The sequence below is a fragment of the Spirosoma migulaei genome, from assembly GCF_054776855.1.
This window is the reverse complement of sequence record NZ_BAAHBG010000017.1, coordinates 35,918-54,210: the sequence shown is the minus strand read 5'-3', so window position 1 is coordinate 54,210 and position 18,293 is coordinate 35,918. Positions and strand designations below refer to the sequence as shown.

17 protein-coding genes are annotated in these 18,293 nt (G+C 48.5%); 15 read left to right on the top strand and 2 right to left on the bottom strand.

Going from position 1 to position 18,293, the window contains the following annotated elements; all coding sequences use genetic code 11:
• The first annotated feature begins 5 nt into the window (after window positions 1–5).
• Window positions 6–1,022: an LLM class flavin-dependent oxidoreductase gene (locus ACYVGO_RS19110; protein ID WP_460970608.1), complete on the top strand. Its 1,017-nt coding sequence runs from the start codon at window positions 6–8 to the stop codon at window positions 1,020–1,022.
• 93 nt (window positions 1,023–1,115) lie between these two features.
• Here ACYVGO_RS19110 and ACYVGO_RS19105 read toward each other — a convergent pair whose 3' ends face one another.
• Complete coding sequence (locus tag ACYVGO_RS19105; protein WP_460970607.1) at window positions 1,116–4,073, bottom strand: leucine--tRNA ligase; 2,958 nt, start codon at window positions 4,071–4,073, stop codon at window positions 1,116–1,118.
• Between the two features lie 210 nt (window positions 4,074–4,283).
• Between ACYVGO_RS19105 and ACYVGO_RS19100 the strand changes: the two genes are divergently transcribed.
• The 13 genes from ACYVGO_RS19100 (at window position 4,284) to ACYVGO_RS19040 (ending at window position 16,416) form a co-directional block, all read left to right on the top strand.
• Window positions 4,284–6,104, top strand: a complete 1,821-nt coding sequence (locus ACYVGO_RS19100; protein WP_460970606.1) for a hypothetical protein — start codon at window positions 4,284–4,286, stop codon at window positions 6,102–6,104.
• 125 nt (window positions 6,105–6,229) lie between these two features.
• Window positions 6,230–7,417: a S8 family peptidase gene (locus tag ACYVGO_RS19095; protein ID WP_460970605.1), complete on the top strand. Its 1,188-nt coding sequence runs from the start codon at window positions 6,230–6,232 to the stop codon at window positions 7,415–7,417.
• Window positions 7,418–7,599: 182 nt separating this feature from the next.
• On the top strand, window positions 7,600–8,667 hold the full coding sequence (locus ACYVGO_RS19090) for a sulfite exporter TauE/SafE family protein (RefSeq protein ID WP_460970604.1): 1,068 nt from the start codon (window positions 7,600–7,602) through the stop codon (window positions 8,665–8,667).
• A 68-nt stretch (window positions 8,668–8,735) separates the two neighbouring features.
• Window positions 8,736–9,929 (top strand): trans-sulfuration enzyme family protein, encoded by a 1,194-nt coding sequence (locus ACYVGO_RS19085; RefSeq protein ID WP_142773444.1) that lies wholly within the window; start codon window positions 8,736–8,738, stop codon window positions 9,927–9,929.
• Between the two features lie 192 nt (window positions 9,930–10,121).
• Window positions 10,122–10,436, top strand: a complete 315-nt coding sequence (locus ACYVGO_RS19080; RefSeq protein ID WP_460970603.1) for a hypothetical protein — start codon at window positions 10,122–10,124, stop codon at window positions 10,434–10,436.
• The gene (locus ACYVGO_RS19075) at window positions 10,433–10,888 is read left to right on the top strand and encodes a PIN domain-containing protein (protein ID WP_460970602.1); all 456 of its coding nucleotides are present in this window, start codon (window positions 10,433–10,435) and stop codon (window positions 10,886–10,888) included. The genes ACYVGO_RS19080 and ACYVGO_RS19075 overlap by 4 nt, the downstream gene beginning before the upstream one ends.
• 7 nt (window positions 10,889–10,895) lie before the next feature.
• A complete protein-coding gene (locus tag ACYVGO_RS19070; protein ID WP_460970601.1) occupies window positions 10,896–12,002 on the top strand; it encodes a Gfo/Idh/MocA family protein in 1,107 nt (368 codons plus the stop codon).
• Between the two features lie 98 nt (window positions 12,003–12,100).
• Complete coding sequence (locus ACYVGO_RS19065) at window positions 12,101–12,832, top strand: phosphoadenylyl-sulfate reductase (protein ID WP_460970727.1); 732 nt, start codon at window positions 12,101–12,103, stop codon at window positions 12,830–12,832.
• A gap of 80 nt (window positions 12,833–12,912) precedes the next feature.
• Window positions 12,913–13,410, top strand: a complete 498-nt coding sequence (locus tag ACYVGO_RS19060) for a four helix bundle protein (protein WP_460970600.1) — start codon at window positions 12,913–12,915, stop codon at window positions 13,408–13,410.
• Window positions 13,411–13,444: 34 nt separating this feature from the next.
• Window positions 13,445–14,341 carry a sulfate adenylyltransferase subunit CysD gene (gene cysD / locus ACYVGO_RS19055; RefSeq protein WP_168207817.1) on the top strand — a complete coding sequence of 299 codons (897 nt, stop codon included), beginning with the start codon at window positions 13,445–13,447 and terminating at the stop codon, window positions 14,339–14,341.
• Window positions 14,342–14,440: 99 nt separating this feature from the next.
• Window positions 14,441–15,691 (top strand): sulfate adenylyltransferase subunit 1, encoded by a 1,251-nt coding sequence (locus ACYVGO_RS19050; protein WP_460970599.1) that lies wholly within the window; start codon window positions 14,441–14,443, stop codon window positions 15,689–15,691.
• 105 nt (window positions 15,692–15,796) lie between these two features.
• Window positions 15,797–16,021, top strand: a complete 225-nt coding sequence (locus ACYVGO_RS19045) for a hypothetical protein (RefSeq protein ID WP_460970598.1) — start codon at window positions 15,797–15,799, stop codon at window positions 16,019–16,021.
• A complete protein-coding gene (locus tag ACYVGO_RS19040; protein ID WP_460970597.1) occupies window positions 16,021–16,416 on the top strand; it encodes a type II toxin-antitoxin system VapC family toxin in 396 nt (131 codons plus the stop codon). The genes ACYVGO_RS19045 and ACYVGO_RS19040 overlap by 1 nt, the downstream gene beginning before the upstream one ends.
• 72 nt (window positions 16,417–16,488) lie before the next feature.
• Here ACYVGO_RS19040 and ACYVGO_RS19035 read toward each other — a convergent pair whose 3' ends face one another.
• Complete coding sequence (locus ACYVGO_RS19035) at window positions 16,489–17,985, bottom strand: glycine--tRNA ligase (protein ID WP_460970596.1); 1,497 nt, start codon at window positions 17,983–17,985, stop codon at window positions 16,489–16,491.
• Between the two features lie 97 nt (window positions 17,986–18,082).
• Between ACYVGO_RS19035 and ACYVGO_RS19030 the strand changes: the two genes are divergently transcribed.
• Complete coding sequence (locus ACYVGO_RS19030) at window positions 18,083–18,274, top strand: DUF433 domain-containing protein (protein WP_460970595.1); 192 nt, start codon at window positions 18,083–18,085, stop codon at window positions 18,272–18,274.
• Window positions 18,275–18,293 lie beyond the last annotated feature (19 nt).

Here is an 18,293-nt window from a genome sequence, read left to right as displayed (position 1 = left end):
GTCGTATGATTCCCTTTTCAGTTCTGGATTTATCGCCCATTGTGGAAGGCAATACAGCCTCCCAGGCGTTACAAAATACGCTCAGTCTGGCCCAACATGCTGAGCAACTGGGTTATAACCGTTATTGGCTGGCCGAGCACCACAACATGCCGGGTATCGCCAGTGCCGCTACGTCGGTCGTGATTGGTTATGTGGCTGGTGGTACAAAAACTATTCGGGTAGGTTCGGGTGGTATCATGCTGCCCAATCACTCCCCCTTAGTCATTGCCGAACAATTTGGCACGTTAGAATCGCTCTATCCAGGTCGGATTGACCTAGGACTAGGTCGGGCGCCAGGTTCCGATCAGCCAACAGCGCGGGCACTCCGACGCGATGCCACTGGGCCAGATACATTCCCACAGGATGTACTTGAGTTACAGCGTTATTTTCAGCCCGATGATTCCAACCAATTTGTTCAGGCCGTGCCTGGGAATGGTCTGGATGTACCCATATGGATACTAGGCTCTAGCTTGTTTGGCGCACAATTAGCGGCTATTCTTGGGCTTCCTTACGCCTTCGCGTCGCACTTTGCACCCAATGACTTGATGCGGGCTCTGCATGTGTACAGAACGCAGTTTAAACCGTCGGTCCATTTAAAGGAACCGTATGCCATGGTAGCCGCAAATGTAATTGCGGCCGACACCGACCAGGAAGCCGAGCATTTGTTCACCTCTGTGCAACAGCAGTTTCTGTATATCCGCCGGGGAAAAGCCAGAAAAATGCAGCCACCGGTCGACGATCTTTCGGCAATCTGGCCCGACTACGAACTGGCGGGAATTGATTCCTTTTTTCGTTGCTCAGCCATAGGTTCACCAAGAACCATTCAGCGGCAGTTAGCGAATATTATTGAGCAAACACAGGCCAATGAACTGATATTCACGGCTCCTATTTTCGATCATGAAGCCCGAAAGCACTCACTTACGCTCACGGCGCAGGTGCGCGATGCGCTGGCAGCCCAGAAGGAGGAAGTGATTGGGGTTTAGTTTTTTTGTCATTCCGACTTCAGGAGGAATCTCAAGCTTGACTTATAGAGAGGCTTGAGATTCCTCCTGAAGTCGGAATGACAAAAACAAAATTTATATCACCACATTCACAATTCGTTTCGGCACCACCACCACTTTTTTGGGTGATTTGCCTTCCAGCCACTTCTGCACGATTTCGTCGGCCAGCACTTCGCGCTCGATTTCGGTTGGAGCCCGGTCGATGGCGAAACTGATGGTTGTGCGAACCTTGCCGTTGATCTGAATCGGGTATTCGAAGGCGTCCTCAACCAGATAAGCTGGATTGAATACAGGAAACTCCGCCTGCGAGATTGTGCCGGGCTCATTGCCTAACGCTGCCCAGAGCTCCTCCGTAATGTGGGGCGCGTAAGGCGACAAGATCAGTACCAAATCCTGCAAAATTGCCCGTTTGTGGCAATTCAGCGTAGCCAGTTCATTCACACAGATCATAAACTGACTCACCGATGTATTGAACGAGAACGCTTCAATATCATTTCCGGCCTTCTGAATCGTCTTGTGTAAAATCTTCAGTTCAGCCGGTGTTGCGGGTTCGTCTGTTACAATCCAATTGCTACTTCCGTCTGCATTGTCCTTATAAAACAACCGCCAGAATTTACGAATGAAGCGATACACGCCGTCGATACCGTTGGTATTCCAGGGCTTAGCCTGTTCCAGCGGCCCGAGGAACATTTCGTAAAGCCGCAAGACATCAGCGCCATATTTCTCGACAATCGTATCGGGATTAACGACATTCCATTTAGACTTTGACATTTTATCAATCTGCCAACTTGTAATGAAACTGCCGTCTGGTTCCCTATAGGCATCATCAACATTTACCTCAAACATTCTCAAATGATACCTTGCGGCTTCAAGGTCAAGAATATCATTATCAACATAATCAACTGGTACAAGGAAGTGAGACCATTTTATTTCCTTCTTACCATCTTCAATCACATAATTCTCCTCTGCAATTGCATTTTCATATTCACCTCTTGGTAGCACGTCATTCATCCTGTTCCACAGGTCAAGAGATATGATCTTGTTCGATTTATTTAAGCGAATTACTAAACTACTCCGCCCCTGAATCATGCCCTGGTTGATGAGCTTTTTGAACGGCTCTTCCTGCGGCACGTAGCCCCGGTCTTTCATGAACTTGTTCCAGAAACGACTGTACAGCAAGTGGCCCGTGGCGTGTTCGGTACCACCGATGTACAGATCCACATTCTGCCAGTAGTTAATGGCTTCTTTGCTGGCAAATTCGTTGTCGTTGTTTGGGTCCATGTAGCGGTACCAGTACCACGACGAACCCGCCCAACCGGGCATGGTGCTTAATTCGTAGTCGTAACTTGTCAAGTCCCCTTTAGGGGATTTAGGGGTGTACTTCCATCCCTCAGCGCGTCCTAGTGGGGGCTCACCGGTTTCGGTAGGCAGGTATTTATCAACGGCGGGCAATTCCAACGGTAGGTCGCTTTCGTCAATTAAGTATGGAAGTCCGTCCTTGAAATAGACCGGCACCGGTTCACCCCAGTAGCGTTGGCGGCTGAAAACCGCGTCGCGCATCCGGTAGTTGATTTTGCCTTTACCCAAACCTCGTTCTTCAAGCCACGCAATCAGGGTTGCCGTAGCCTCTTTGTAGGTCATGCCATTGATGATACCCGAGTTAATATAATGACCTTCTTTGGTGTTGTCGGCCTGTTGATCAACATCTTTCTGGGCATCCAGAATCGGGATGATGGGCAGATTGAAGTGCCTGGCAAAGTTCCAGTCACGCTGATCGCCCGAGGGAACGGCCATAACCGCACCCGTACCGTAACCCGCCAAGACGTAGTCGGCCAGGAAGATGGGGACTTGCTCGCCGTTGAACGGATTGGTGCAGTAACTACCCGTAAATACGCCCGAAACAACTTTCGTTTCAGCCATCCGGTCGCGCTCCGACCGTAGTTTGGCCGCGTTTACATACGCATCAACGGCTTCCTGCTGCTCAGGCGTCGTCAACTCAGCCGCCAGTTCATGCTCAGGCGCCAGTACCATAAACGTAACACCGTAAATGGTATCAACACGGGTAGTGAAGACTTCGATGAAGGAGGAAGGGGAAGAAAGGGACGAGGGGGAGGAAGGGGATGTTGTCCCTTGTCCATTTTCCCTTTTCTCCCCAAGAGGAAATTTCACACTGGCACCAACCGACTTTCCAATCCAGTTTCGCTGTTGTTCTTTCAGCGATTCAGTCCAGTCAATCGTGTCTAAGCCGGTCAACAAACGGTCGGCGTAGGCAGTGATCCGCATCATCCATTGGCGCATCAGTTTTTGTTCGACAGGATAGCCGCCCCGCTCCGAAACGCCGTCTTTTACTTCGTCGTTGGCCAGAACGGTACCCAGCGCCGGACACCAGTTTACTACCGCATCGGCCAGATACGTCAGGCGATATTTCAGGGTTATTTCATAGGACTCCCGCGTAGACATGGCGTTCCACTCGGCAGCGGTGAATGTGGGCGTGTCATCGGCACATACGGCGTTGACATCCGTCGTACCGTTCATCGCGAACTTATTCGTCAGCGTTTCAATGGGTTCGGCCCGGTCGGTATCTTTGTTATACCACGAACGGAATAACTCCATGAAGATCCACTGCGTCCATTTGTAATAGGATGGATCGGACGTGCGGACTTCGCGGCTCCAGTCGTAGCTGAACCCAATATTTTTCAGTTGCTCAATGTAGCGTTCCCGGTTTTGCTCCGTTGTGATGGCCGGGTGTTGGCCCGTCTGTATCGCGTACTGTTCGGCCGGAAGACCGAAGGAGTCGAAGCCCATTGGGTGCAACACATTAAACCCTTTCAGCCGCTTGTAACGCGACACGATATCGGAGGCAATGTAACCCAGTGGGTGGCCAACGTGCAGCCCCGCTCCCGATGGATACGGAAACATGTCAAGAACGTAGTACTTTGGCTTAGTCGTCTGTTCTGCGGGTTTGTAGGTGTGGTGATCGTCCCAAAACTGCTGCCATTTCTGTTCAGTTTCGCGGTGGTTGTAGTCAGCCATGAGTAATGAAAAATTGATAATGGAAAATGTATAATGGAAACGAAAGTGGAGTCATTATCCTGGTCAATTTTAGGAGATCCATCGGCTAATTGCCCGGAGAATAGTATTCATTTTACATTATACAGTAGTCATTGAGTGGTTCAGGTTGCAAAAATAGCCGATTACAAAGACTTTTGCCTATCGGTCAGTCGATGAATGTATAAACACCTAATGAATCAAGCCTCCACACCTGCTCCTTTACTCAAAACAAATCAAGGTAGAAGCGCAAGCGACAGGTCGTACTGGTTTTGGACCATTGGCTTAGTCCTTCTGACATCGGTGCTGAGCATCTGGATAATAGGCGATTTTCATCATCCTCTCTCCGATGGCAATGACACCGACCAGTTCGAATATGTGGGCTATTTTTTCCAGAAGAATCTCACGTTCTGGCCGTTTCCGCACCTTAATCTGATCAACACGCAAACCTTTTATCCCTACGGCACCAATCAGGTATTTCTGGACTGGGGTTTCGAGCGCGACTACTGGTATACAGTCTGTTATCGTATTTGGGGCGGCCCCGGCCCGTATCTCCAATATTATTATGTGTACAGTCTGGTCGTTGCAGCCGCTGGAACGTTCATGTTGGTAAGCCCTCGCTTTGGCATCGGCAAATCGGTTATTCTTGGTCTGGTTGTCTCGATTTTTAATTTTTATGCGATCTACAAGTTCCCTGTCCACATGAACGTTTGTGTAGGACACTGGACAACCCTTTGTATAGTAGCCACATATCGACTTTTATATGATCTGACGACAGCCAGATCGATCTCGCTCATCTATATACTGGCCTGGATATGGCTTCATGTTCAGGTATTGAGTCAGGAACTGGCCTACGTGGCGGGTTTTGCGTTAACATTTACCACACTGGCCTTTCCGGTCCTACTCGTCATTCTGTATCAGCGCTTCCGTACGAAATCCTGGTTTATGCTGATCCTTAGTTACCTACAGGAACAATGGAGGCAGTATAAAGTGGGCATTGTAGGCTGCTTACTAATCATAGGATTTAGCTTATTTCTGTATCTGCCCCTAACCCTTCAAATTGCCTTTACAGCCTGGCAATTCGACTTTAGCACTGTCCCTGAATTACGCGCCTGGTCGCACCCACTGCGCTTATTGATCCCCCATCTGCCTGGCTTTCATACCTATGATGTTGACTATAACCGGCTCTTCCATGACACGTTTGAGAGTTACGGGCAAGGGAGTCCTGGGCTGTATCTGACGGTAATGGCAGGTATTGGTTGGTGGCAATTCCGCCGATGTATAGCTGTTTGGCTGCCTATTGTATTGATGGTAGGCCTATGCCTGCTCTACCACCCCGTTTTGTTACCAACGCTGAAGTTATTTCCCTGGTTTAGTTTCAACCGGCATGGCGGGCGGGCCAGCCTGATCTATCCGGTACTTTTAGGCCTACTAGCCCTGCCAATTCAATGGCCCCGCCGACTACCCGCGCAACTTATCGGGGTTCTATTACTTGGCCTGATGGGTATGGAGTGGTACACGGGCTATGTTCAACGTATAGTCTATCCGGCAAACGTAGCCTCCGATAGTCTTTTACGCTATTGCGCCCTGGTGCGACAACAACCGGGTACAGCTGTCCTCGATTGGCCATTCTGCACAGTTGGGGGTGATGGAGTGGGCATGAACGAAGGACTTTGTCCTTATTATGCTCAGCAAAACGCGGTCTTTACCTTCCGGCGATTCTATGATAAAAGCGGAGTCGGGCAATATTTCGGGCGACTACATCCCGGCCAGATACAACCGTTTCTGCGCGATGGGTGGCCCCGCCTGCTAACACCGGGGCGGCTATTTACAGCACAGGACTGGCAGTTTCTGGATGCATTTCTACGCCAGAACAACTTCGCGGGTATCAACCTATATCCTGATTTACTGACACCCGAACAGGTCGCCCAGTTTTACCAGCATTATGGCCAGCCCATTGCCGAAACAACGTTTCCGGCTGCAGGTCGAGTGGCTTTTATCGCACTAAAAAGGTAGACTATTTGTTCGTATTGACGAGCGTGCAACGCCCCTGCGGCTTTTGGCGTATACTTTCTTGAACCGACGCATGGCATGACTTTTTACGATTGATATTTATCCAACTATCCAATTCGTACGTACCCATGCAACGTTTTTTATCGTTCGCGACGTTTACCAACGTCGCCCTACTTGGCTTTAGCCTTTTTGGTTGCCAAACCGATAGTAGTGTAGAGCCTACAAGTGTTGACTGTCTGGTTAAGGCCTCGTCTACCAACGGGACGGCCATTGCCGGTTCTTACATTGTTACCTATCGACCCGCGCTATCAACTTCTTCGTCGCCCAACGCCCGCCTTGCCAGCACCGACGCCCAGGTGGAGCAGTTTCTTACCGATGCCCAGGTCACTAATGCACAAGCCGAAGTCCTGGCAACCGGAGATCAAACCAGTTTTCTGGCTCAGTTAACCGAACGCGAGTCCGAAAAGCTAAAGCAGGACCCGTCGGTTTTGCTCATTGAGCCTGATCAGATTATGTCGATGTGTAATTGTGTCGACGTTACAACGACAACCACGTTGCCCTGGAATATTAGTCAAACTGGCTACGGTCGGGGCGATTTACAGACGACAAAAACAGCCTGGATCATCGATACGGGCATAGATCTCGATCACCCCGATCTGAATGTAGACGTCACCCGAAGTAAATCATTCGTTAGTGGTACGACCTCGGCCGACGACGAAAATGGACACGGCACGCACGTAGCGGGTATTATTGGGGCCAAAAACAACAGCATCGGCGTAACCGGCATTGCCTCGGGGGCAACGCTGGTTTCGTTAAGGGTTCTGGATGATGAAGGCGAAGGTCGGCTGTCGGGAATTATTCAGGCTATCAATTACGTCCGACAGAATGGAAAAGCGGGCGATGTGGTCAATTTGAGTCTGGGTGGCGAAAGTACGTCAACAACCCTCGATCAGGCAATCACCCAAGCGGCCAACGCGGGCATTTTATTCGCCATTGCGGCAGGCAACGACAGCAAAAACGCCGATAATTACTCGCCCTCACACGTCAATCACGCCAATGTGTTTACGGTTTCAGCGATGGACAGCAAAAACCAGTTCGCATCATTTTCCAACTTTGGTAGTAGTGTCGATGTCTGTGCGTATGGCGTTCGTATTACATCGACTTACATGGGTGGAAAGTATGCCACCTTGAGCGGTACTTCTATGGCAGCTCCGCATGTAGCCGGTTTATTGTTTATCCGTGGAAACACCTTCCCAACACACGGAACGGTTACCGGCGATACCGACGGAACGCCTGATCCAATGGCAGGTGAGTAAAAGGTTCAGCGCAGTAGATTCTTCTGATTCCTTGCATCTTTCCTGATCCCTAACGTATCTTTGTGGCACGTTCAGGCCAGTCTATACGTTGCTGACCTGAATCCGATTGAAAACATGCGGCACGCTGACGTGCCGTTTTTCATAAATAAAATACTCCATTAACTCGATAGGCATTATACTGTATGAGTCAACAGATAGCCTCTACCGCCAATTCGGCAGACACTTCACTAAGTCTGGCAGAGCCAGGAATCGACCTTAATGGACTGACGATCAGCCTTCAGGGAGACAACGCTGCGAAACAGGCCGATGCGATACGAACCGCATTCCCAACGGCTACTGTGCAAACGGGCTTATCCCGGCCGCTCCTCCGACGCAGGAATCGCACAGAAATAGCCATTTATGTTTTTTCTGCCCTCGCGCTGATGGTTGTTGGGCATCTGTTATTCAGCTATTTCACGCTGGATCGCCTGACGGTTATGGCTAGTTCCATTGACCTAACGCCCCAGATTTTCTACTTCATTCTGGCGGGCTTCGTTGCCCAGATGATCGACGGTGCGCTGGGGATGGCCTATGGCGTAACGGCTACTACGTTCTTGACAAGTGTGGGCATCAGTCCCTTATTCGCAACCGCCAGCGTGCACAGTTCCGAAATTTTCACCTCGGGGGTATCGGGTTACATGCACCTTAAGTTTGGCAATGTTAACAGCCGGTTGTTTAAAATTGTCCTGATTCCTGGCGTTATAGGCGCTGCGTTAGGTGCCTTTCTGATTACAAAATTGGCCGACATGGAAGTTGTGGCTAACTATTTATCACCAGCCATTTCGATTTACACGGCCATTCTGGGTATTTTGATTCTTCGAAAAGCATTAGCAAAGCCGACCAAGAAAAAACCCGTTCGTCAAATTGGCCTCTTAGCTTGGTTCGGAGGTTTTGTCGATGCCATTGGCGGAGGTGGCTGGGGCCCCATTGTGAATTCTACGCTTATTGCTTCGGGCCGTCATCCACGTTACACCATTGGCTCAGTTAACCTGGCCGAGTTCTTTGTCTCGTTTGCCAGCTCCGTTGTGTTTGCCCTCTATGCCGGATTGGATAATTATGGCATGGTGATCCTGGGTCTGATTCTGGGTGGCATGATTGCCGCACCTATTGCTGCCCGGTTGGCACAAAAACTACCCGTCAAGACCATGATGATTTTGGTCGGAATTGTCGTTATTCTCGTAAGTTTGCGGAAGATTATCAAGTTCTTTTAGTGTCTGGGCCAAGTTCCTGCTTGGCCCGTGAAAATTGACAGGCCAGGCAGGAGCTTGGCCCAGACAGCATGCAAAAACAAACCAAAGCCATCCGTACCCAGGCGCAGCAATCGCAAAACCGCGAACACTCTGTTCCCCTGTATCTGACATCCAGTTTTACCTTCGAAAATGCTGAGCAGGGAAAAGCCTTGTTCGAAGAAACAGAAGAGGGTAATATTTATTCACGCTTCTCGAACCCCAACGTAACGGAGTTCGTCGAGAAGGTCTGCATGTTGGAAAATGCCGAAGACGGCATCGCAACAGGAACGGGCATGGCTGCCGTATTTGCCAGCATGGCTGCGTTGCTAAAATCGGGCGATCACCTGGTTGCCTGCCGGGCCTTGTTTGGCTCAGCACACCAGATTATTACGCAGATTCTGAGCAAATGGGGCATTACGCATACCTATGTCGATGCAACCGCCACCGAAGCCGAATGGGAAGCCGCTATGCAGCCCAACACGCGCATGGTCTATCTGGAAACACCTTCCAACCCTGGTTTGGAACTGGTTGATCTGAAAATGCTGGCTCGTCTGAAAGCGAAATATGGCTTCATCCTGAACGTAGACAATTGTTTCGCTACACCGATCTTACAAACTCCAATCGACTTTGGAGCTGATTTATCGGTGCATTCGGCCACGAAGTATATGGATGGACAGGGTCGGGTATTGGGCGGTATCGTAGTCGGTCGTGCCGATTTGATCCAGCCAATCCGGTTCTTTGCCCGTCATACCGGCCCATCGTTGTCGCCGTTCAACGCCTGGATCTTATCGAAAAGCCTGGAAACTCTGGACCTCCGCATGGAGCGCCATTGTCGCAATGCCTTGCAATTGGCCGAAGCGCTGGATGGGCACGCAGACGTTGAGCGTGTATTGTATCCGTTCCTTCCCTCTCATCCACAATATGATCTGGCTAAACGGCAGATGAGTGCGGGCGGTGCCATCGTCACCATTGAACTGGAAGGCGGTTTCGAACGCGTAAAAGCCTTCTTCGATGCACTGACAATTCCTACCCTTTCCTCAAATCTGGGCGATTCCCGTACTATCGTGACCAACCCAAACACAACGACCCATGCCAAATTGAAACCTGATGAGAAAGCCGCATTAGGTATTACGCCAGGCCTGATTCGGATTTCGGTTGGACTGGAAGCCATCGAGGATTTGATTGAGGATTTCACGCAGGCCGTCGAGAAATCAGCAGAAGCCATTAAAGAAAAGGTAGCCTAAGTAACAGCGTTTCACCCAGGCTCATCAATCAGGTAATTGACGAGTCAAACGAGGTCGTTTTGTGTAAGTGGATCTTCGAGTTCACTGGTTTGTTGGGGCAACGCATTTCGCATTCAGAAGTTCTGCTCAGCCCTGGTGCAATGAACTGATTCGGCCCGAGAAGTTTTAGTACAATAAAGCACTAAAGATGTCATGAAAACACTGACGCTCAATGTTCCCGACACATTAGACCCAACCGAAGCTCGTTGGGAAATGGCCCGTGCGCTCTATGAAAAAGGCAGTTTAACCCTGGAACAGGCTGCTTCTGTGGCTGAACTGGCCCCGACGTATTTTAAAAGGCGTCTGGAAGACATAAAGTCAGGGCATTTTTCAGCAACAAACGCTCAATTCGAACGAGGCAATCATCTGTTTAATAAACCATTTGACCAGAATCGATTTAATGCATTGACAAACCAGATGAATATTCAAGAACCACTGGATGAACTTTTAGCAATGCTTACTAAATGACCTATCTGCTGGATACGAATATTCTTTTGTCTTATTTGAATAGATCGACTCTTTCTACCTATATTAATAAGCAGTATCAGCCTTTAAGTAGTGAGAATAAAGTTTGTATATCCGTTGTTACTGTAGGTGAATTAAAGTCTATTTCTATCCAAAGCAACTGGGGAGAAAGGCGCAAAAAGGAGTTAGTCGAATTACTTGATATTTTCACAGTCGTCGATATTAACATCGCTCCTTTACTTGAACTTTATGCCGAAATTGATGCATATAGCCAAAATAAATTAAAGCACCATCCGCTGAATATTTCAGCTCGGAACATGGGCAAAAACGACTTATGGATAGCTGCCACAGCGCCTTATATGGAAGCTACACTCATAACAACTGATAAAGACTTCGATCATCTGCACGGTCAGTATTTAGAAGTCGTCTGGCTTGATCCGAGTACGTATAAATAATACCCCAATGTTCCTACGCCCCGCCTTTTACAGTATCTTACTCTTACTGGCTCACCTGGCCAGTGCACAGAGCCCTAAAAAACCACTTCGGGTGGGTATAGCGGGGATGGCTCATGATCATGTACATGGCATTCTGAATAAAGCGTTCCGGCAAACGGGGCAAACAGACATCGAAATTGTAGGCATCGCCGAACCGAATCGTGCCCTGGCCGAACGACTCGCCAGGCAGCATGGGTTTAGCATGAGCTTAGTTTATCCAACTGTTGCTGAAATGCTCGACAAAACCAAACCCGAAGCCGTAACAGACTTTGGTCCGATTGTCGATCATAAAAAAACGGTAGCTATTTGTGCGCCCCGCGGTATTCATGTCATGGTCGAAAAACCACTGGCTACGACTTTTGCCGATGCAAAACAGATGGCTGCGCTGGCAAAAAAGCATACCATTCAACTCCTGACGAATTACGAAACCACCTGGTATGGCAGCAATCATAAAGCCTATGCGATTACCAATACCGACAAGTCAATTGGTGATGTACGGAAGATTGTTGTGCATGACGGGCACGAAGGGCCCAAAGAAATTGGCGTAAGCAATGAATTCCTGAGTTGGCTCACCGATCCGGTTACCAATGGAGCCGGGGCCTTATTCGATTTTGGCTGCTATGGAGCCAATCTCTCAACCTGGCTTATGCATAATGAGCGGCCGGTTTCGGTAATGGCCGTAACCCAGCAAATCAAGCCTGACATTTATCCAAAAGTGGACGACGAAGGAACAATCATTCTAACGTATCCGAAAACGCAGACCATCATTCAGGGATCGTGGAACTGGCCATTTGGTCGTAAGGATATGGAAGTGTACGGTCAAACGGGGTATGTATTTACGGTAGATGGTTCGCGTATGCGCATACGCCTTAAGGGTGATAAAAGTGAAAAAGCGGCTGAAGCAGCTCAAACCGAGGCTCCTGCTACTGACCCATTTGCCTACTTTGCCAGACTGCTACATGGCGAAACTAAACCCGATGAATTAACGTCATTAGAAAATAATATCATCGTCATGGAGATTCTGGACGCTGCCCGGCAGTCGGCCAAAACCGGCAAGGCGGTAAACTTAAAATAGTCATTTGCTATGCGTCATCCAATGGTCATTCGCTACACGTCATTTGACAATCAATGACTAATGATGACAACTTAATGACAATAAATGACCACCAAAATATGATTGCCGAACCAACTTACACTCTCGAAAGCCTGACCGAACAACTGAACGGTCTGAGTAATGTCGAAGCGCTTCGGACGCTAGCTGAATTATTTCCCGGTGAGGTCGTTTTTTCGACCAGCCTGGGCTACGAAGATCAGGTTATCACCGACTTAATCCTGGCGAATAATATACCAATCAAGATTTTTACACTCGATACGGGTCGGATGTTTTCCGAAACCTATTCGGTCTGGAAAAAAACCAACGATCGGTACGGCGCCAAAATTGAAGCGTATTTCCCTGATGCGCAGGCCGTTGAAAAACTGATGACCACCAAAGGTCCATACAGTTTCTACGATTCCGTGGAGAATCGGAAAGAATGCTGCGGAATCCGAAAAGTAGAACCACTCAATCGGGCATTGAAAGGTCAGAAAATCTGGATCACGGGCATCCGCGCTGAGCAGTCGGCCAATCGCCAGAGCATGCCCCAGCTTGAGCGGGATGACGCTCACGATCTCTTTAAATTTCACCCCTTAATGGACTGGACATTCGAAGAGGTAAAACAGTATATAAAAGACAATCATGTACCCTACAACCCACTCCACGACCGGGGCTTTGTAAGCATTGGTTGCCAGCCCTGCACGCGTGCCATTCAGGAAGGCGAAGATTTCCGGGCCGGGCGCTGGTGGTGGGAAGACAACTCCAAGAAGGAGTGCGGTTTGCATAGCCACGAGGAAGCCTTTAAAGCGTAAATTAGTAGTCATTTACTTCGTGTCATTATTGGTCATTCAGTAATCATTTTTTGTTTTAAAGCTCTATAATAAAATGACTATTGAATGCCAATGAATGGCTGCCAAATGACGATAATAATATGGGACTAAACGATTTGCAGATTTACCAGTTGGCGATGACCCTAGGAGAGCAAGTTTGGTTCATTGTAAATAAGTGGGATTCCTTTGCAAAAGATACTGTTGGAAAACAGGTAGTCCGATCGGCCGACTCCGTAGCTGCCAATATCAGCGAAGGCTTTGGGCGCTATCACTATAAAGAAAATATTAACTTTTGTTACATCGCTCGTGGTTCATTACTTGAAACTCGAACCTGGTTAGATAAAGCAAGAAGGCGGTCGTTAGTTGGTGACGATCAATATAATCAGTTTGACAAAGACATTAATACGTTAGGTGTCAAGCTAAACAATTACCTAAAAACACTAGGTAAAAAAGCTAGCGATTCGGGTTATAAAGCGGAAGAACCCGGCATTTTTTACGAAAATAGTCAGATGAGTATTGATTGGGACAAAGTTTTCCAAACACATAACGACGAAAAATGACCGTCAATGACCATCTAATGACCACTAAATGACTATGAATTATTTAGATCAGCTCGAATCCGAAGCCATCCACATCATGCGGGAGGTTGCCGGTCAATTTGAGCGGCCTGCGCTCCTTTTTTCGGGCGGCAAAGATTCCATTACGCTCGTGCATCTGGCGCTGAAAGCGTTTCGGCCGGGTAAATTTCCGTTTCCCCTCGTGCATATCGACACGGGCCACAACTTTCAGGAAGCGCTTGATTACCGCGATAATCTGGCTGAGCGGATTGGCGAAAAACTCATTGTTCGCTATGTTGAAGATACAATTCGCGAGAAGAAACTGAAGGAGCCAACGGGCCGGAATGCGACCCGGAATGGCCTGCAAACATTCACGTTGCTGGATACGATCGAAGAGTTTGAATTCGATGCCTGTATTGGGGGTGCCCGTCGGGATGAAGAAAAAGCGCGGGCCAAAGAACGCGTATTTTCAGTGCGGGATGAATTCGGTTCCTGGGACCCAAAACGCCAGCGTCCTGAGCTTTGGAATCTCTATAATGGTCGGATTCACAAAGGCGAAAACGTTCGCGTATTCCCCATTTCGAACTGGACCGAACTCGACGTCTGGAATTACATCCGTCGTGAGAAAATAGCACTGCCCAGCATCTATTTTGCCCACGACCGTGAACTACTCATTCGTGATGGCAAGCTGATGGCCACTGCTGGGGGCGTTATCAAACCCGAAGCCGACGATCAGTTGGTAACACGCCGGGTACGGTTCCGTACCGTTGGTGACATTTCCTGCACAGCTGCCTCAGAATCGACCGCCGAAACCCTCGACGCCGTCATTGACGAAATTCAAGCGACACGCATCTCTGAACGGGGCGAGACCCGCATGGACGACCAGCTTAGCGAAGCTGCTATGGAAGACCGCAAGAAGGGCGGGTATTTTTGAGTAATGAATAATGTAAAATGAACAATGAATAATGATTGGATATAATACTATCCATTTTACCGCACGGGCGGCCCCAATCATTCATTATACATTCACTAAATGGATCTCCTTAGATTTATAACAGCCGGTTCGGTTGACGACGGCAAAAGCACGCTCATTGGGCGGCTTCTTTACGATTCCAAATCCATCCTGGCTGATCAGCTCGAAGCCATTGAACGGGCTAGTAAAAGCCGTGACGATGGTGAAATTGATTTGGCCTTATTGACTGATGGTCTCCGTTCCGAACGTGAACAGGGTATCACCATCGACGTAGCCTATCGCTATTTCCAGACGCCAGCTCGTAAGTTCATCATTGTGGATGCGCCCGGCCATATTCAATATACCCGTAATATGGTAACAGGTGCGTCGAACTGTCAATTGGCTATTGTTCTGGTTGATGCACGGCATGGTGTGGCCGAACAAACCCGTCGGCATTCGTTGATTGCGTCGCTTTTGGGAATTCCTCACATTGTGGTGGCCGTTAACAAAATGGACTTGGTTGGCTATTCGCAGGATGTGTTCACGGATATCTGCATTAATTACGCGGACTTAGCCAAAAACCTGAATGTCAAGCATGTAACATACATTCCGATGAGCGCGCTCAATGGCGATAACGTTGTTGATCGGTCGGAATCAATGCCGTGGTATGATGGACAGACTTTACTGGAACATTTGGAAACAGTCGTGATCGACGATGATGTCAATCTAACCCAGGCTCGTTTTCCAGTGCAGTATGTTATTCGGCCGCAAACTGCTGAATTACACGACTATCGGGGGTACGCAGGTAAAATTACCAGTGGCCAGTTCCGTAAGGGCGATGCTATAACGGTATTCCCATCGGGCGAAACCTCGACTATCGACGCCATTGAAATCGCCGAAACGCATCTGGAGGAAGCCACAACGCCCATGTCGGTTGTGCTGCACTTAGCTACGGATGTAGACATTAGCCGGGGCGACCTGATTGTTCGCTCGGACAGCCAGCCGCTTAGCAGTCAAACAGTTGAAGCGATGCTTTGCTGGATGGATTCCAAGGAGTTCAAAGTGGGTAGTAAGTACGTATTACAGATTGGCACCTTCCGCACCCGTTGCTCAGTTCGTGAGATATCGTATCAACTGAACGTAAATACCTACGAACAGATTGAGGGAGTAGAACAATTGCGGCTAAATGATCTGGCCAAAGTCGTTCTACGGACTGCACAGCCAATCAGTTTCGATCCTTATACAACCAATCGTGCGTCGGGTGGTGCGATCCTTATCGACGAAACATCCAACGTAACGGTAGGTGCGTTGATGCTGGTAGGAGAAGCGTAAAGCCGTTTTCCCTCCGTTCTGGCCTAAATTTAATGTAGCCAGAACGGAGGTTAGTTCAAATGCGTTAACTTAAGCAGAGTTTTTCCGCTAACTATTCCAATTGTTATGTACACTGCAATAAATGGAATTTACGAAGACGGCCAGTTTACGCTGACAGAATCCCCGCCGAAGGTTAAGAAATCCAAGGTAGTTATTTTGTTTCTGGAAGATCAGGAAACAGGTTCACCTACAAAACCGCAAAAAGGAGTTAAACTAGGAAGTCTGGAGGGGCAATATCAGATTCCGGAGAACTTTAATGAACCTCTCGATGATCTTAACGAGTACATGTAATGGAGTATTTAGCCGACACGCAGGTTTTGATTTGGAGTATTATTAGTCCCAGCAAAATAAGATCATCGGTTAGAACAATTCTGGAAGAAAATACTATCTGGATAAGTCAGATTAGCCTGTTTGAAATTGCTATCAAGCAGAAAATTGGCAAGCTTCCTGAGTTTATGCTACCTACTGATGCGCTTATAAATCAATTATATCAGGACGGGTTTCAATTGTTATTCCTTAAAAACGTTCACATTACAGCGTACAATTCCATCCCTTTGTTAGCCGACCATCGTGACCCTTTTGATCGACTTATTCTAGCAACTGCTTTTGCCGAGAACCTGACGGTCATTTCTGCCGATGAACGATTCCATCATTATCTTCCTCAGATTCGATTAATTGGAGCCTAATAAGCTTTTACAACACATAGAAATGCCCCAGGGATTGCTCCCTGGGGCATTTCTATGTGTATGAATTGACTTTTACATTTTCTCTAAAACCCGTTCCATCGAAACCTCTTGCCCAATTTTGGCTTTCAGTTCACTGACCGGAATGCGAATTTGCTCGGTTGTGTCGCGGTAACGAATTGTCACGGTATCGTCTTCCAGCGTTTGGTAATCGACCGCAATACAGAAGGGTGTACCAATTAAATCCTGCCGGGTGTAGCGCTTACCAATAGCATCCCGCTCTTCATACACCACCCGGAACTCCGAACGGAGGCTCTTCACGATTTCCTCTGCTTTTTCGGGCAAACCATCTTTACGAACCAGTGGGAACACAGCGGCTTTCACAGGAGCCAGGGCGGGGTGCAGTTTCAAGTATGTGCGCTCTTTCTGTTGATCGCCCTCACCTACTGTTTCTTTCGTAAAGGCATTGCAGAATACGGCCAGAAACAAACGGTCGGCCCCTACAGATGTTTCAACTACATAAGGAATGTAGTTACCGTACGGCTTACCCGTTGCTTCGTCGATGTCGTTGTCGAAGTACTGCTGTTTTTTACGGCTCAGTTCCTGATGGGCTTTCAGATCGAAATCGGTGCGGGAGTGAATACCTTCCATTTCGCGAAAGCCAAACGGAAATTGATACTCGATATCCACAGCGGCATTGGCGTAGTGAGCCAGTTTCTCGTGGATGTGGAATTTGAGTTTTTCGGCGGGTAAACCAACCGCCTGATGGAACTTCATCCGGGCATCACGCCAGGTTTCGTACCACTTCATTTCGGTGCCGGGGCGAACAAAAAACTGCATTTCCATCTGCTCAAACTCGCGCATCCGGAACGTAAACTGACGGGCAACGATCTCGTTCCGGAATGCTTTCCCGATCTGAGCAATTCCAAACGGAATCTTCATCCGGCCCGTTTTCTGCACATTCAGGAAGTTAACGAAAATCCCCTGTGCCGTTTCGGGACGCAGGTAAATCAGGCTAGCGTCTTCAGCTAACGAACCAACTTGCGTCGAAAACATCAGGTTAAACTGACGCACTTCGGTCCAGTTATCCGTACCGGAAACAGGATCTTTAATGCCTTCGGCAATGATTAAATTCCGTACCCCTTCGAGATCGTTTTCGCCGAGCAAACGACCCATTTCCTGCAACAGGGCGGTACTTTTAGCTTCGTTGCCCGCGTTGGCATAGTCTTCGGCTTTCAATTCCAGGAGTTGGTCGGCACGGTAGCGTTTCTTGGAATCCTTGTTGTCGATCATCGGATCGTTGAACGAATCCACGTGACCCGACGCTTTCCACGTCAGTGGGTGCATGAAGATCGACGCATCAATGCCCACAACATTGTCGTGGAGTTGCGTCATGGCCTTCCACCACAGCGTTTTGAGGTTATTTTTGAGTTCAACGCCATTCTGCCCATAGTCATACACAGCCTGTAGGCCATCGTAGATTTCGGAGGATGGGAATACGAAGCCATATTCTTTGGCGTGGGCGATAATGTCTTGTAAAGTAGTAGCCGGGGAAATTTTCTGCTCTGTCATAATCAGTTACTGATACCGCAAAGATAGCGTTTACGCCGAAAATCCCCGAAAATGGCTAACTTTCGGCGATAGGTTTATAGTATAATCAGCAACAAGCATGCACCAATTCACGCGTATTACATTAGACCCAGAGGTTATGGGAGGCAAGCCTTGCATCCGCGGGATGCGGGTTACAGTCGGAACTATCTTGGGTCTTGTTTCGGTCGGGTATTCGACAGCGAAAATTTTAGAAGCCTACCCATACTTAGAAGCCGATGATATACGCGAGGCACTGGCGTTTGCGGCTTAATCATCATCTTTGACAAGCG